Raw genomic sequence first — 14861 nt, 5'->3', positions numbered from 1 at the left:
TTACTATTTCTTTACACTCTAATTCCGGGTAAAGGGAATCTTCAATAAGCCCCAAAGTTTGGTGGTGAGTTTTGCGTCGCGGTATTCGTGCAGGCCAATATCGACATTGTCGGAACCGGCCTTTGGCTTTGCGGTGAAGCTACTAAAGAGGTGATCCCACCAACTGACACTAAAGCCGTAGTTACTGTTGGTTTCTTCTTTTTCTGTACTGTGGTGAATACGATGCAGCTCCTGGGTAATGAGCACTTTGCGCACGAGCTTCTCGACCGGTTTGGGCAGAGCCACATTGCCATGATTAAACAAAGAGCAGGCATTAAGAATAATTTCGAACACAATAACGGCTAACGCCGGAGCGCCCAGAGCAAGAATGGCGGCTGCTTTTATGAAAAAACTCAGCACAATTTCGGCGGGGTGAAAGCGCAACCCGGTGGTGACGTCAAAATCCGGGTCGGCATGGTGCACCCGGTGCATTCGCCATAATATAGGAATGCGGTGGAATAGCCTATGCTGCCAATAAATAACGATATCCAGTGCGACAATGCTGGCTACCATCGCCAGCCAAAAGGGTATTTCCGTACCCGCCTTGCTTAAGTAATTAAAAAGCCCCCAGCCATTTTCTGATGCAACAAGTGCCACTCCGGTCAGGCCAACGGGCGCAATAATTCTCAGCAATACTGTATCGACGGCAACTATGGCGAGGTTTGCCGGCCAGCGCTGTTTACGACTGTAGCGGGGCTTGCGCTTAGGCGAGGCAACTTCCCACAACACCATAATAAGCAATACGCCAAGAAAAATACTTAAGCGCCAGATCGTTTCAGACATCGGTGCCCTCCGGCTTTGCCTTTGGCTTTTTCAGTGTGCGGTAACCGGCAACAATGCGGGTTATTGCGGTAAGCCAGCAGGCGGCAGCGAATATATAGGCCAGTACGGAAAAGTGCTGTGGCCACAGACAAAACGCCACAAAAGCTAAAATGGTTTCAAAACCTTCGGTTAAACCGCCCATATAATGCAGCGACTTATTCGGATATTCCGGGTTTTCAATACCGCGCTTTCCGGCAACGCTGGCAAAAGCCAGAAAAGTTGAGCCGGTACCCATAAATGTGACTAACAACAAGCCCGCGGCAATGGCGTTCTGCTCGGGCGAGGCCAATAAAAAACCAAAGACCACAGCACTGTAAAAAATGAAATCCAGCACAATATCAAGAAAGCCACCGGCATCGGTCAGTTGAGTGCGCCTTGCTACTGCACCGTCCAGACCGTCGCACAGGCGGTTTAGTAAAATAGCCACCAGCGCGAATTCATAAAGCTCAAAGGCTAAAAATGGCACCGCCAGCAAACCGATTATAAACCCCGTTATGGTAACCTGATCAGCACTGACGCCAGCACGAACTAGTAGGCGCGCAGGTACGTCGAGAATTTTTCGGGTTGCCGGAAGTAGCTTTGGATCAAACATTGGCGGCGACTCCTTTTACCTCAGTGGCCTGTATTTCAAGCACACGACCGCAAGCATCTGTAATGTCGTGAGTGACTAATAAGGTTGGCATTTGTTTGTCTTTGAGTTGTGCAAAGGTCCACTGCCTGACATCTTCTCGCAAGCTGGCATCTAATGCCGAAAACGGTTCGTCCAGTAACATGGCCTGCGGCTCTGCTAATAATGAGCAGATTAATGCGATACGCGCGTATTGCCCGCCACTTAAGCTGTCAGGGTAAGCCGTCCATTTATCCGTTAACCCCAGATTGTTCAGCATGGCTAGAGCTTTGTCTTTTTGCTGCTGGCGGTTTAGTGTTGAGCGAGGCTTTTGCGCAAAATAACAGTTTTCTTCAACCGTTAAGTGCGGAAATAAACCACCTTTTTGAAACATCATGCCAAGTTGGCGTGCGGCAACTGAGCGCTCGCCGATATCTTCGCCGTTTAACCTTAACTCGCCCTGAATATGAAAATTAGGCAAGGGCTCACCAAGAACCCAGCGCAGCAAGGTCGACTTACCTACGCCACTCGGGCCCATCAGGGTAACAATCTCACCCTTTTCAACCGTCAGTTCATTCAGGCTGAATAAAGGTTCAGTGCCATTTTTTGTGCGCTTTTTTATTTCGAGGTTACGAATGTTCAGCATAACTTTTTGTCCCGATGAGTCCGACAGCAATAAACACCACCAGTGGCAGTAGCATTTGTAACAGCGCATAAAGACTGCCAATACGCCAGTCGCCGCCGCTGGCAATGCTAACGGCTTCGGTGGTTAAAGTGGGCGTTAAGCCCTGCCCCAACCATTGAGTTGGCAGGTACTGAGCAATACTGACCGAAAAGGCGACCGCAAAAGCCACTGCTATGGGCTGCTTTAGCATGGGTAGCATAATTCGCCACCAGGCGGCCCGGTAGCTATAACCCAGGCTTTGAGCCCGGGTTAGCCATTGCTCGTTAAAGCGGGTATAAGCCCCGTGCAAAACCAAGTAGGCGTAAGGCAGAGTATAAACGGCATGAGACCAGAACACCCACCAGGCTTGCCAGCCACTACTCAGTTGCCCACCAACTAGCCGTTGCCAACCAAGTACCAAAGGCACCTGCGGAATAAACAACGCCACAAGTACAGGCCAGTAAAACGAAGCGGCGGCTTTCTGTCGTTGCCGCTGTAGCAGAACAATTGCGGCTAGCGTACCAACCAACGCACTGAGCAGCGCCAGCCATAAACTGTTTAGCGTGGGTTCGGTTAAATAAGCCCACTCGCTTTGCCAGCGCTCAAGGGTTAACTCTGCCGGCCACAAGTTTGGATAAAACCAATGTGTCGCTAAGCTCTGCAGGGCTAAAATAACAATAACCCCCAACGACAGTACACCCAGAAGAATCCAGGTATAACGGCTAGCTTTATGTGTGTTGGGTTTTACAGGGTGGGTTACTTTTTTACCGAGCACGAAGCGGCGATACAAAGCATAATGCCGGGCATTTATTAGCAGAAGTACCAAAGCCATAGCCAGTAAAACCCAGGCACCGGTTATTGCCTTAACCTGGCTACCGGCTGAGAACTGAAAGCTCCATTCATACACGCGCTGCGCCAGCACGCCCGGCGTGTTACTGCCCACTAACAGCGGAATATCGACCACTGACAGCGAGTAAATAATGACAGCCGCCATTGGCAGCGTCAGACGTCTTAAAAGTTCCGGCGTAACAATGCGCCACCAGGCTTGCCGTTCGCTGTAACCATAGCTCTGTGCCTGGGTCATCCACGAATTAACGGGCAATTGTTTTAACTGAGCCGATATCATTAGTAGTAAAAATGGCAGCTCTTTTAAAATTAGAACCACCATAACGGTTAATAGCGACTTTTCCGGTAATGGCCAGCCTGCCGGTGGTGCCGGAAACATGCCGCTGATGCTTTCGGTTAAACGTATCAGCCAGCCGGACGGGCTCATTAACAACATAAGGCCGACCGCAAAGGCCACATGCGGAATGGACAAAAGTGGAGACAGCAGTTGCTGCAGGCGAGCGTTTTTTAATAATACCGGCGCCATCCATAACGCCAGATAACAAGCAATTAATGGTGCCGCGACGGCGAGTATAAGGCTTGAAGCTATTGAATCGTAATCTGCTAGCAGCTCAGTTAAGGCTATTACGTTGACGCCGGTTTCAGGGTCAAATGACGTGAACAGCAGAAAGAGCACACCACTGCCAACCGGCAGGATGATCAGCAATAACCAGACAACTATTGATAACGCGCGGACCATTCCCGCTCCAGATACTCCTGCCAACTTGCATGAAAGTCGTCGGTGGGTTCCAGCAGCGATGAGCCTTGCGCACTTTTGAGAACGGAAGGATCGCCCCAGCGGTTGGTATCGGCTTTTCGTTGCTGCGCTTTTTCAGACAATAAAAACTCGATAACCGTTTTCGCAGCTTCGGAGTTATTGGAGCTGGTCGGCACCGCCAAATAATGATTATTGGTTATGGCTTTGTCTGACAACGTATGACGCTCAACGCCCGCAGGCAACCGCCCCTGATTGACCAGGGTTTCATAATCATTGGGGTTAAAACTCACCGCCATCAGTAACTGACCATTTGCCAGGTAAGAAATTTGCTCACCGGCTGAAGACGGAAAGTTCTCGCCCTGCTGCCATAACAGCGGGTGCAGTTTGTCTAAATAGCTCCATAAAGGCTCTGTTAGTTCATTTGCATTGGTGCTATTCACCGGCTGCTGAAATAGGTCGCGCTGTTGCGGACACAGAGACAACAACAACGATTTTAATAAGGTAGTGCCATGAAAGTCCGGCAGTTTGGGGTAGCTGATGCGCCCTTTATTTTCCCGGGCGGCGTTAAGTAGGCTCTCGGCGCTCACCGTTTTTTTGGCGAAAAGCCCGGGGCGGCTAATAAGGTTAAATTGCCCAACGCCCCAGGGCACTTCCAGCCCTTCCACTGGCTCGCCGAAGTCAGTTTGCCAGTTAAGCTCCGGGTTAATGTTGTTCATTGCCTTAATTTCACCGGCAATGGAACGCAAAGCGCCAGCCTCTTTCAGTGCATGGAAATTTTCGCCGTTTATCCAAATAATATCCGCGTTGGAATGGCCGTCTATAATCTGCTTAACCACCTCGGAGGCATCCGCCACTTTATTATGGCGAAACTGAATGCCCTGCTCTTGCAGTTCTTTTTGCGCCCAACGTAAGTAACTGTTTACTTCCGGCGAGCCACCCCAGGCATAAAAGTTAACCACTTCTGCCTTTAAAGGTACGGCGGAAAAAAGTGTCACGAGCAATAAACTGATGGCAGCAGTAAAACGCATTTTAACTCCGGCGCCAGCGATGAAATTTCTCAACCCATGTTAGCAGCTTCTGCGGCGCATTGGCGCGCTTCCACTCACCGGCCACGTATTTATTCGCCTCCGCCAGAGTCGGATAACTGTGTATGGTGCCCAATATTTTATTCAGTCCAATGCCGTGTTTCATTGCCAGCACATATTCCGCCAGCAACTCACCGGCCTGCGGGCCAACAATATTCACACCCAATAGTTCATCTTTACCGGGCTTAGTCAGCACTTTCACCCGACCATAGGCGCTGTCATCGGCAATGGCGCGATCCAGTTCACCAATGTCGTACTCGGTTACTTCGTAAGGTTTATTGGCTTTTTTCGCCTGCTGCTCGGTTAACCCCACATTCGCCACTTGCGGCGAAGTATAGGTAACCCAGGGAATGACAGAGTAATCAGCCCGGAAAGTTTTGAAAGGATCAAACAAGGCATTCACCGAGGCATACCAGGCCTGGTGCGAAGCAACATGGGTGAGCTGATAAGGCCCGGCAACATCGCCACAGGCGTAAATATTAGGGAAGTTGGTTTGCAAAAGCTCATTGGTGCTGACTGTTTTATTGGTTTGCACGCCAAGCTCTTCTAAACCGAAGCCCGATATATTGGGTTGCCGCCCCAGTGCAATTAATACTTTGTCGAAGGGTATCTCAACGTCTTTGCTCTGGTCGGCATTCTGGTTATCAACACTTTCGTTATCAACAGTGTGCTCAGCAATAAGCACCGATTCGCCATTGTGTTGTTCAAAACGCAACGCTTTGTGGTTCAGCTTAATATCAATGCCTTCTGCCGTTAACCGCCGAGTTAGCAGCTCCACTGTGTCAGCGTCTTCCGGGCCCATAAGCCGCTCGGCCATTTCCACCTGAGTAACCTGTGAACCTAAACGCTGAAACGCCTGAGATAACTCACAACCAATAGGCCCGCCCCCCAGAACTAACAAGCGCTTGGGCAATTCTTCCAATTCCCAGAGCGAGTCTGAGGTTACATAGTCGACCTTATCCAGCCCTTCAAAATCTGGCACTAACGGCTTCGCCCCGGTCGCGATAATAATACTGCGAGTGGTTATGCGTTTGGTTTCGCTCTTACCTTCGACATTGCTGGTCACTTCAACTTCCCAGGGGGAAACAATCCGCGCATCTCCCTGCTCTACATTCACACCCAATTTGGTATAACGCTCAACCGAGTCGTGCGGCTCAATCTCTTTTATAACCGACTTCACCTGTTGCATAACCTGTTTGAAATCAACCGACACTTTGCCAACATGAACACCCGCACTTGAGGCGTTACGCGCATTATGAGCAAGCTCCGCCACATGAAGCAGGGCTTTTGAAGGCACACAACCGGTATTCAGGCAGTCACCACCCATTTTGTGCTTTTCAATTAAGGTAACCTTTGCTTTTACTGTAGCCGCTATGTAAGCACTGACTAACCCTGCTGAACCGGCGCCAATAACCACCAGATTATTGTCAAAAGACTTAGGCTTTTTATAGCCTTTAAAGGCTTTGCGGCGTTTCAAAAAGGCCAGTACCGCTTTAGCAATTAACGGGAATATGCCCAATAGTACGAAAGCACCGATTAAGTCGGCAGAGATAACGTCACCCAAGCTGGATATCTCTGCTAACTGAGTTCCTGCGTTAACGTATACAGCGGTGCCCAGCAGCATGCCTAGCTGGCTTACCCAGTAAAAAGTCCAGACCTTTATTTTGGTCAGACCCATAACCAGGTTAATAACAAAAAACGGGAACAGCGGAACCAGACGCAGGCTGAGCAAGTAAAACGCGCCGTCGCGCTCCATGCCACGGTTAATAGCGGTTAGGCGCTCACCGAACTTTTCCTGTACCCAGTCGTGCAGAATAAAGCGGGCACTTAAAAAGGCAAGAAAAGCACCGAGAGACGCTGCAAAACTGGCCAGTAAAAGCCCCCAACCCAGGCCGAATATAGCGCCAGCGCCCAGCGTCAGAATCGTTGCACCGGGTAGTGACAACGCCGTGCTCGCCACATAAATAACAAAGTAAACCGCAAAAACAGTGAAAGGATAATCAACAAAAAGCTGATTAAGCTGCTGTTGCTTTTCTTTTAGTACATCCAGAGACAGATACTGCGTTAAATCAAATGCAAAAGCGCTGATAAATAACGCGACAATAACCAACAGCAACAACAGCTTTTTCAGTGACATGAGCTTTCCTTAAAATTTGTAATCGACGCTCAAACGCGCGTGTCTTGGCTGCGATGGAAAGGCCAGGGTTGCACCAAAGTAACCACCTTCAAATACCGGTGACCAGTTGTCCTGATCTGTTACATTAAACACGTCAATACGGGCGCTTAACTGTTCATTAAAGCGATAACGTGCGTTCAGGTTCAACGTATGCTGGTCGCGTATAAACACCGTTTGCAGGTAATCTAAAGGGTAGTGCTTGGTATAGCTTAAATCGCCACCTACCGACCATTCAGGGGTTATCCGCCAACCGGCAACTGCTGACGCCTGTACTTCGGGAATGCCCTGTAATTGCTGGTTTGACGCAGGGAACGCGGTGAAATTAGGCGAGCCAACTCCTGTACCTTCTATAATATCGGGCCGTGAATCATCAAACACATCAGCCACCTGACCTGTACCCTGCGACGCCGCAGAGTTGTCATAGTGCGCATCAATATAGCTGGCTGCAAGAGTTATCCAGTAACCCGCCTCATGGCTGTAATGCCACTGAGTTTCAAAACCCTCGGTGCGAATACCGCTGTTAGAGCCATCACGGTTGCGTAAGCTTCGCTTCTGGTCAAAGACCACAGCGTCCGCGTACCAGCGAGCATCACTTGGAGCGTATTTCACACCCAGTTCATAAAGCGAGTTCTCTGTGGCAAAGTTTTGCGAATCGATTTCACCGGCGGCATTCAACACAGTACCACCCGCCATCGCGTTCGACGTAGAATCACTCTCGTAGGCGGTTGCGTAGAATGTTAGATCGGGCGTCCAGTTATACTGCGTTGATAAACTCATCGCCGTTAGCCAGTCACTGTAGGTATCATTCGCTGCTTGAACACCTTGAGGTGGAATTGGGTCTTTTGCGTCCACGTCGTAATAGTCGGCTCTTACGCCACCGGTAACACGCCATTTGTCCGTAATATCCAGCTCGTGTTGAGCGAAAACGCCCCACTGATAACTTTTTGAGTCGGTGGTGTCTGACGTAATAAAATCGCCCGCGCCATCGCCGTCAATATCGTACTGGCTACCCGGCGATACCCAAAGATCCGGACGCAACTCAATTAGACGCGCTTTTTGTTCACTGGTTAACGGAATACGGCGATTACTGAGTGGGCCTGTCAAATCAATAGGATTATCCGCCTCGGTTGAGAACTGGCTATAACCCAGGACATCGTTAATTCGCAAGTTAACGCCCACTACCGTTTTCTTATTAATGTGCAGTTCGGTGCGGTTTTCAAAGGTGTGAGCGTCATCAATAATTTCAACAAAGCTGTTTTGGTTAATGCCTTCGCGAGTTAAATACTGATAATACGTTCGGTTAACCAACACCATGTCATCGTTCAGCCAATGCTGAAGCTTTGCGTGTAACAGAGTAGTTTCAGCGGTATTAGTGTCGAGCGGGTCGGTTAACGTGGTACTGCGGTCAATTCGAACCTCTCCGGTTGGGCTGACAACAGCCCCGGCCCCCGGAACCCTCGAACCATTTGGCTGAACACCCTGACCGGTAATGTACAAATTATGGTCTATCAGGTTTTGCGTCGGCCTATTAATGCCTGCGTTGTCTGTCCAGTCAACATCGTAATATTCTAAGGAAATATCCAGTAGCGTGTCGTCGTTAGGCGCAAGCTTATACGCCAGCAAAAGGTCATTACTGCGATGCTGGTGAAAGTCGTAAAAACTGTCTTCATCAACGTACTCGGCGCTTACTCGCAGGCCTTGCTCGCCCTCTTTTAACACCCAATTATGGTCTAGCTGTAACCGGTACTGCTCCCACTCGCCTAATTGGGCTTTCAAGGTTGAGTCCGACTCAGTCAGACGAGCGGTTTTGGGCTGCAAATTGACAAAACCGCCCACGCGTTGTGTGGTGCCCAGCATAACCGGTGGCGCCCCTTTAACAACGGCAATGCCCTCAATGGCGTTAAACGACATGGGAATACCAAGCCCATTGTTACCGGCCTGACGGCGCATGCCCGCTTCAAATAACTCGCCAAGCTGGCCGCGAATGGTCGGCAGCGAAGGATTACCAAAACCCGCCGCAGCAAAACTGTTAGGCGCAAAGCGCGCAATATCATGTAAGTCATTAATGGCAGCTTCTTCCATTAACGACGCACTAATAGCCGTGGCAGCGCGGGGGATTTCCTGCAGGCTTTCCGCTAAACCAAACAAGCCTTCGGTTGCTTCTTCCGATGGCAGCACGACACTTCCGTCGTCGCGACCAATAACCTCAATAACTTCCATTGGTTTTTCTTGTGCCACCGCCGTTAACGGTAAGAACCCTAGCCACCACCACTTTTTCATTCTTGTATTTCCTTATTAGACCAAATGAGTTACTAAACAAAACTAAAAGCGTTATTTGTTGCGCTAGTCAGTTACGTTTATCGCCAGAAATAAGATCGTTCTTCTGAAGGTATTAATCTTCATAAATCAACGGCAAAGGCTCAAAACCTTTACTCTTAAAACGCATCACGCATAATAGTCAGTATTCACTACTTAAGCCTATAACGGAATGACAAAAACAACAGGAAACCCAACTCAAACAACGGAAGCTCTCAACGAACTGTTAGAACAAGTTGCCCGGGGTACCGAACTGCACTTTGAATCAGGCCTATGCGGCCACTGGACCTTAATGGCCAAAGAGCCGGGAAAAGTAGCGTTTCATGTTGTCACAAATGGAGACTGCTGGTTTGGTTTACCGGGTTCTTCGGTCGAACCAATAAAACTAAGTGCGTCAGACATTATTTTCGTTAATAAAGACGTTTCTCACTTTCTGAGTAAGGCTCAAATTCCATCTGACATAAGCGAATCCGATATTCCCAAGTATTGTCAGCGCGACCATGAGCAATCTGGTGTTGTTTGTTACGACGTTAACTCCGCTCCAGGAGCAAATGATACTCTATTTCAACTTCTCCCTCCCTGGCTCATTCTAAAACAAGCAGACCAACATCAGCAGCTATCACATATTATTGAATTAATCAGAGCTGAGACAATTAATCAGTCTCCCGGATACCAAACCGTGATTAGTCGGCTAAGTGACGTTCTCTCCCTGAATCTGCTGCGGCAAGTCATTGATAAGGGAGAGTCTCTTCGTGGCCCTTTAGCCGCTCTGAGTGATCGCCAGTTGCGCACAGTTATTATGGCCGTGATTAACGAGCCGGGCGCGGACTGGACTGTAGAACGACTGGCAGAACTCGCTTATTTATCAGTCAGTGCGTTTGCAGAAAGGTGTATAAAGAAAACTGGCGTAACCCCGAAAAAACTCGTCGACCAACTCAGATTACAACGGGCACGCATAATGCTAAGTAGCTCGCAGCTATCGGTGGACTTGATTGCAGAGCAACTTGGCTATCAATCGGCAACAGCCTTCAGCCGCTTTTTCAAAAAGTATGCGGGTCTCTCCCCAGCAGAGTACCGCCACCAAACTCACTCGTAGCTAATTCGTCTTAGCACGCAAAAACACCTGTATTCATGACTAAAACAGCGGGAATTGCTACGCCCTGCTTTTATTTTTGAGCTTTTATTCTATATTCATACTCACAACATTAAATACAACTTAAAAGCTCAGGAGCAAAATATGAGTGACTTTAAACTGCATGACAAAGAATCGGCCCCCGAAGAAAGCAAGAAGTTGTTAGAAGGCTCTGAAAAAGCTTTCGGTATGATCCCCAATTTGCACGCTGTCATGGCTGAAGCGCCCGGCATTCTGGACGCTTACCAACAAGTGCACGAGCTTTTCGTGAATAGTAGCTTTGACAAAGACGAGTTAACGGTTGTCTGGCAAACCATCAATGTTTTCAACGAATGCCATTACTGCGTTCCTGCTCATACTGCTATTGCAAAAAATATGGGCGCCAATGATTCTATTACTGACAACATTAAAACAGGTAAGCCCTTAGGCGATGACAAGTTGGAAGCACTGCGCCAGTTTACTTTGGTCATGCTTGAAAAGCGCGGTAACGCCGACGAAACTGAGCTTGAGTCTTTTTATAAAGCCGGTTACGGACAGCGTCAGGCACTTGAGGTTATTTTGGGAATTGCTCAGAAAACGATGAGCAACTTTACAAACCATATTGCAAATACACCTATAGATGAACCATTTAAAAAGTTCGCCTAGCAGAATGCGATGGCACCAGGTGAAATATCAAAACCAACAACGGAAACAACTATGAGTCAGTCACTAGAACAAAAACTCCCATGGGCACTTTTAGCACTCCGGGTCGGTATTTTCATTGTCATGTTTGTGTGGGCGCTAGATAAGTTTGTGAACCCGGGGCATACCGCCGCAGTGTTCGAAGGCTTTTATGGAATAAGTGGTTTGTCTTCGACTTTAGCGGCTGTACTGGGCGGACTTCAAGTGGCTCTTTGTCTGGCTTTTATTGCTGGACTATGGAAAACGATAACCTACGGTTTAATATTAATCATGCATGCCGTGTCGACGTTTTCGTCATTCCCACAATACCTGGACGCCTTTAACAACCTTCTGTTTTTTGCGGCATGGCCAATGTTAGCCGCTTGTATCGCACTCTTTATACTACGCGAGTATGATACCAAACTGAGCCTTTAAGATGGAGCGACTATGCGAGTCATATTTTTTGTTCTGGCTATGAGCTGGCAAATGGCGGCATCCGCACAGTCATTTAACCAATCTCATGCCGCTTTCAGCGATGTTTTAAGTGAGCACGTTACAGTCTATAACAACGGTTTAAAGTCTGCGGTTAATTACCGTGAGTTGTCTAAAAACCGTCAGCCTCTGGACAATTATCTCGCATCGTTGTCAGCAGTTGAGACAGAGCAATATGAAAGCTGGACGCATGAGCAGCAACTGGCCTTTTTAATCAACGCATATAACGGTTTCACCCTGCAGCTTATTATCGACAATATCGATAAATTTGAATCCGGCGATGCTGATTCTATTCGCGATTTAGGCGGGCTATTTTCCAGCCCATGGGAGAAGTCGTTTTTTACACTACTAAGTGAAAAGCGTACTTTGGATTGGGTTGAGCACGAAAAAATTCGGGTCGATTTTGACGAGCCCCGCATACATGCCGCTTTAGTCTGCGCAGCAGTAAGCTGCCCTAAGCTGCGCGCGGAAGCCTTTACCGGTGAGAATCTGGAGACTCAACTAGAAGATCAGATGATCACTTTTTTAAGCGACCGCGATAAAAACGGTATTGATGATAAAGGCATTTATCTGTCGAAAATTTTTGACTGGTACCGGGAGGATTTTGACGGGCTTCAAGACTATCTGAGAACCTATTCAGGGGCTCTTTCCAATAGCTCAGGCAACGGTGAGAATATGAATTTCGAGTCTTTAGATATTCGTTTTGTTGACTATAACTGGAAATTAAATAACTTAGAAAACCGCTAAAAGGGTCAAACTGTTAAATTCCCGTTGACCCAAACCCAATGTAGTGACGTAATAGCAGACAACATTACTTCAAGGGTGTCTTTATGAAAGCGTTACACGGTTTATTTATTCTTCTGGGTTTATTATCTGTCGTGCTGCTGGCTATATCAGGGCCTTTATACAAAAGCGGAACGGCTGAGCTAGGCACAGCATTCTTATTATTGCGCTGGGCTGCTTATATTGGTGCGGCAACCTTTGTGCTTAACATTATCTGGTACTTTATTCGTCGCCCACAAGGGCTGGTTGCCGGGCTTAGTGGTTTAGCCATTATTGCCGGAGGCTTTGCTTTTTATATGCCTTTCAGTCAGTACCTGAAAGCACAGAATGTGCCTGCCATTCACGACATAACAACTGACACACAAAACCCACCTGAGTTTGTTGCCATAGCCCCGCTACGTGCAGATGCGCCCAATCCGGTTGAATATGCCGGAGAAGAGACCGCGAAACAACAGCGTCAGGCTTACCCTGAACTAAGCACATACCAGTCACTGGAGTCACCCAATGAACTTTTTTCGGCTGCATTACTGGCCGTAGATAAAATGGGCTGGGAGTTAGTAGAAAGTTCTGAAGCAGAAGGCAGAATTGAAGCCACGGCAACCACTACCTGGTTTGGTTTTAAAGACGACGTAGTGATAAGAGTTCGCAGTACAGCAGATGGTAGCCAGTTAGATATTCGCAGTAAGTCACGTGTGGGCCGCAGCGATGTGGGCAAAAATGCTGAGCGCATTCGTGAGTTTATGTCTTTATTGAAGCCCGAATTACGTTAGTAAAAGTTACGTTAATAAAAGCTACGATAGAAAGTATTACGTTGGAAAGTATTGGGCCTGACACAAAGCGTCAGGCCCTTTCTATTTATGGAGCCTTGCGAAGTACCGGTTGCCCATAGTTTTCGTCCAGCTGCCTAACCGCCGACTCCGGAATAAATACCTGAGCCACACTGGCCACTTCTTTGGTATTGATATTCACTAGCCGAGCGTTAGCCATAACGCCATCCCGGTGATGAGACAAAGTACCGACCAATACATGAGTAATTGGCATAATCTCATCGAGTTCCAGATAGTCACGAGTTAACGCAAAGTCACCTTTTGGAGTCACCCGGATAAAGTCAGTTGCTTTAAAGTCGAGAACGCTTAGCTCACGACTGTGTAGCTCCTGCACCAATTGCTCTGACAGCACCATACTTAACGGCGAGCTTTGATCATATTGACCAGTTACCCCAACTAAATTGGTTATACCCACCTTGGCGGTATTTAACCGAATGCTGGCATTCTTGACCAGTTGCTCGGCAAGTTCTGAGCTATACCTGGCACTGTACGGCTGAGTATAAATTTCTTCTGCTACCGCTTTCTCTTCCTCGCTTACTTCAGTCTGCGCTACTTCCTGCTTAGTCGGCGACATGGTGCAGGCACCCAGAAACAACGCAGTAAAACTTACAAAAATGGATAACTTCATGGCGATGCCTCTTTTTAATGACGTTGTAAACGACCGTTAACTAATTCAGTTTGTTTATTTGGCCAATACAAGTGCTTAGGAACATAACGATTAGCCGCAGCCAAAACTTCCTGATTACGACGGTCAACAATACGCAAATTAACCATAGTCCCCGCGTCCTTACGAGACAGAGTTCCCACCAGAACCCAGTCAATTTCAGGATGTTGTTCAAGTTCATCTACGTTACGGGAAAGCAGCGTAGCTCCCTCTTCTGCGACAGAGATGTAAGACTGGGCACGAAACTCAACCAGGCTTAAATTACGCTCTTTAAGATGCGCATAGATGCTTTCGCTCAACTGATGGCTGAGTTCGTTTAACGAGTCACCCGCTTGCGGCTGCTCAAGCGTTTCCGCCAGCACCCAGCGAGTTACGCCAATATTAGACCCATAGTGAGAATGATTGTTGTGCGAGAGCTGACTCGCGAGCTGCTCCGCTAAGTCGTCGCCGATAGCTTCGTGGGGATTGTTAGCTTGCGCCCCTACTGAGCCTGACAACAAGAAAAACGGTAGTGAGAAACAAAGAATGAGCACCCGATAAAACATAGCCTGACCTTTAATGATAGCGCTTATGTGTTGTTATCGGCTGGTTCTGGGGAAGGTTTAGCTATAAAGTCGTGCATTCGATTTTCGATCGCTTGTGCTATATGAAAAACAATAATTGTTCCACTCACCAGCTTTTAATGTAGTGTAAAACTGAATTTGGCCAACTAATTAAAGACGCTATCATGCGCCAAGAGGCCAAAACCTAATGTCAGTCCTCAATTTCGACTTGAAGCAGCACAACTGCTCGTCGATAAACTGCGAATACGTGAGCTTGAGAAGCATCTCAATGATATTGAAACGGGAAAAGACATATTAAAAATACCCTGAGGCCACGACGAGGCTAGAGTTCTCTTGATGTCGGACTCTCTGAATAATTCTCGATAATCGAGAAACTTAAGACGAGCTATTCAGTAACAGCCAAAACAAAAAAGCCCAGCTAATGCTGG

14 protein-coding genes are annotated in these 14861 nt (G+C 47.9%); 5 read left to right on the top strand and 9 right to left on the bottom strand.

Annotated elements, in window-relative coordinates:
• Positions 1-18: 18 nt before the first annotated feature.
• The 7 genes from ACN0TF_RS00110 to ACN0TF_RS00080 are packed head-to-tail and all read right to left on the bottom strand — an operon-like array spanning position 19 to position 9276.
• Positions 19-822 (bottom strand): sterol desaturase family protein, encoded by an 804-nt coding sequence (locus ACN0TF_RS00110; RefSeq protein WP_417440281.1) that lies wholly within the window; start codon positions 820-822, stop codon positions 19-21.
• Complete coding sequence (locus ACN0TF_RS00105; protein ID WP_417440280.1) at positions 815-1453, bottom strand: CDP-alcohol phosphatidyltransferase family protein; 639 nt, start codon at positions 1451-1453, stop codon at positions 815-817. Before ACN0TF_RS00105 ends, ACN0TF_RS00110 begins: the two co-directional genes overlap by 8 nt.
• Positions 1446-2114 carry an ATP-binding cassette domain-containing protein gene (locus ACN0TF_RS00100; RefSeq protein ID WP_417440279.1) on the bottom strand — a complete coding sequence of 223 codons (669 nt, stop codon included), beginning with the start codon at positions 2112-2114 and terminating at the stop codon, positions 1446-1448. Before ACN0TF_RS00100 ends, ACN0TF_RS00105 begins: the two co-directional genes overlap by 8 nt.
• Positions 2098-3717, bottom strand: a complete 1620-nt coding sequence (locus ACN0TF_RS00095; protein ID WP_417440278.1) for an ABC transporter permease subunit — start codon at positions 3715-3717, stop codon at positions 2098-2100. The genes ACN0TF_RS00100 and ACN0TF_RS00095 overlap by 17 nt, the downstream gene beginning before the upstream one ends.
• The gene (locus ACN0TF_RS00090; protein ID WP_417440277.1) at positions 3696-4763 is read right to left on the bottom strand and encodes an ABC transporter substrate-binding protein; all 1068 of its coding nucleotides are present in this window, start codon (positions 4761-4763) and stop codon (positions 3696-3698) included. The genes ACN0TF_RS00095 and ACN0TF_RS00090 overlap by 22 nt, the downstream gene beginning before the upstream one ends.
• 1 nt (position 4764) lies before the next feature.
• Positions 4765-6957, bottom strand: coding sequence for an FAD-dependent oxidoreductase (locus ACN0TF_RS00085; RefSeq protein ID WP_417440276.1), 2193 nt, complete (start codon positions 6955-6957; stop codon positions 4765-4767).
• A 9-nt stretch (positions 6958-6966) separates the two neighbouring features.
• A complete protein-coding gene (locus tag ACN0TF_RS00080) occupies positions 6967-9276 on the bottom strand; it encodes a TonB-dependent receptor (RefSeq protein WP_417440275.1) in 2310 nt (769 codons plus the stop codon).
• A 208-nt stretch (positions 9277-9484) separates the two neighbouring features.
• On the opposite strand from ACN0TF_RS00080, the gene ACN0TF_RS00075 reads away from it, so the two are divergent.
• From ACN0TF_RS00075 to ACN0TF_RS00055, 5 genes are all read left to right on the top strand, one after another.
• Entirely contained in the window at positions 9485-10408 is a 924-nt protein-coding gene (locus ACN0TF_RS00075; RefSeq protein ID WP_414018577.1) for an AraC family transcriptional regulator, read from the top strand.
• A gap of 141 nt (positions 10409-10549) precedes the next feature.
• Positions 10550-11089 (top strand): carboxymuconolactone decarboxylase family protein, encoded by a 540-nt coding sequence (locus ACN0TF_RS00070; RefSeq protein WP_414018578.1) that lies wholly within the window; start codon positions 10550-10552, stop codon positions 11087-11089.
• Positions 11090-11140: 51 nt separating this feature from the next.
• Positions 11141-11539 carry a hypothetical protein gene (locus ACN0TF_RS00065; RefSeq protein ID WP_414018579.1) on the top strand — a complete coding sequence of 133 codons (399 nt, stop codon included), beginning with the start codon at positions 11141-11143 and terminating at the stop codon, positions 11537-11539.
• A 12-nt stretch (positions 11540-11551) separates the two neighbouring features.
• Positions 11552-12343 (top strand): DUF547 domain-containing protein, encoded by a 792-nt coding sequence (locus tag ACN0TF_RS00060; protein ID WP_414018580.1) that lies wholly within the window; start codon positions 11552-11554, stop codon positions 12341-12343.
• Between the two features lie 83 nt (positions 12344-12426).
• On the top strand, positions 12427-13149 hold the full coding sequence (locus ACN0TF_RS00055; protein ID WP_414018581.1) for a DUF1499 domain-containing protein: 723 nt from the start codon (positions 12427-12429) through the stop codon (positions 13147-13149).
• 85 nt (positions 13150-13234) lie between these two features.
• Here the strand turns inward: ACN0TF_RS00055 and ACN0TF_RS00050 are convergent, their stop codons facing one another.
• Both ACN0TF_RS00050 and ACN0TF_RS00045 read right to left on the bottom strand, forming a co-directional pair.
• Entirely contained in the window at positions 13235-13834 is a 600-nt protein-coding gene (locus tag ACN0TF_RS00050; protein WP_414018582.1) for a FlgO family outer membrane protein, read from the bottom strand.
• A gap of 14 nt (positions 13835-13848) precedes the next feature.
• Positions 13849-14415, bottom strand: a complete 567-nt coding sequence (locus ACN0TF_RS00045) for a FlgO family outer membrane protein (protein ID WP_417440274.1) — start codon at positions 14413-14415, stop codon at positions 13849-13851.
• Positions 14416-14861: the final 446 nt, after the last annotated feature.

Origin of the sequence: Idiomarina sp. (assembly GCF_048265525.1) — a bacterium.
GTDB lineage: Bacteria > Pseudomonadota > Gammaproteobacteria > Enterobacterales > Alteromonadaceae > Idiomarina.
This window is presented reverse-complemented; position numbering and strand designations above follow the sequence as displayed.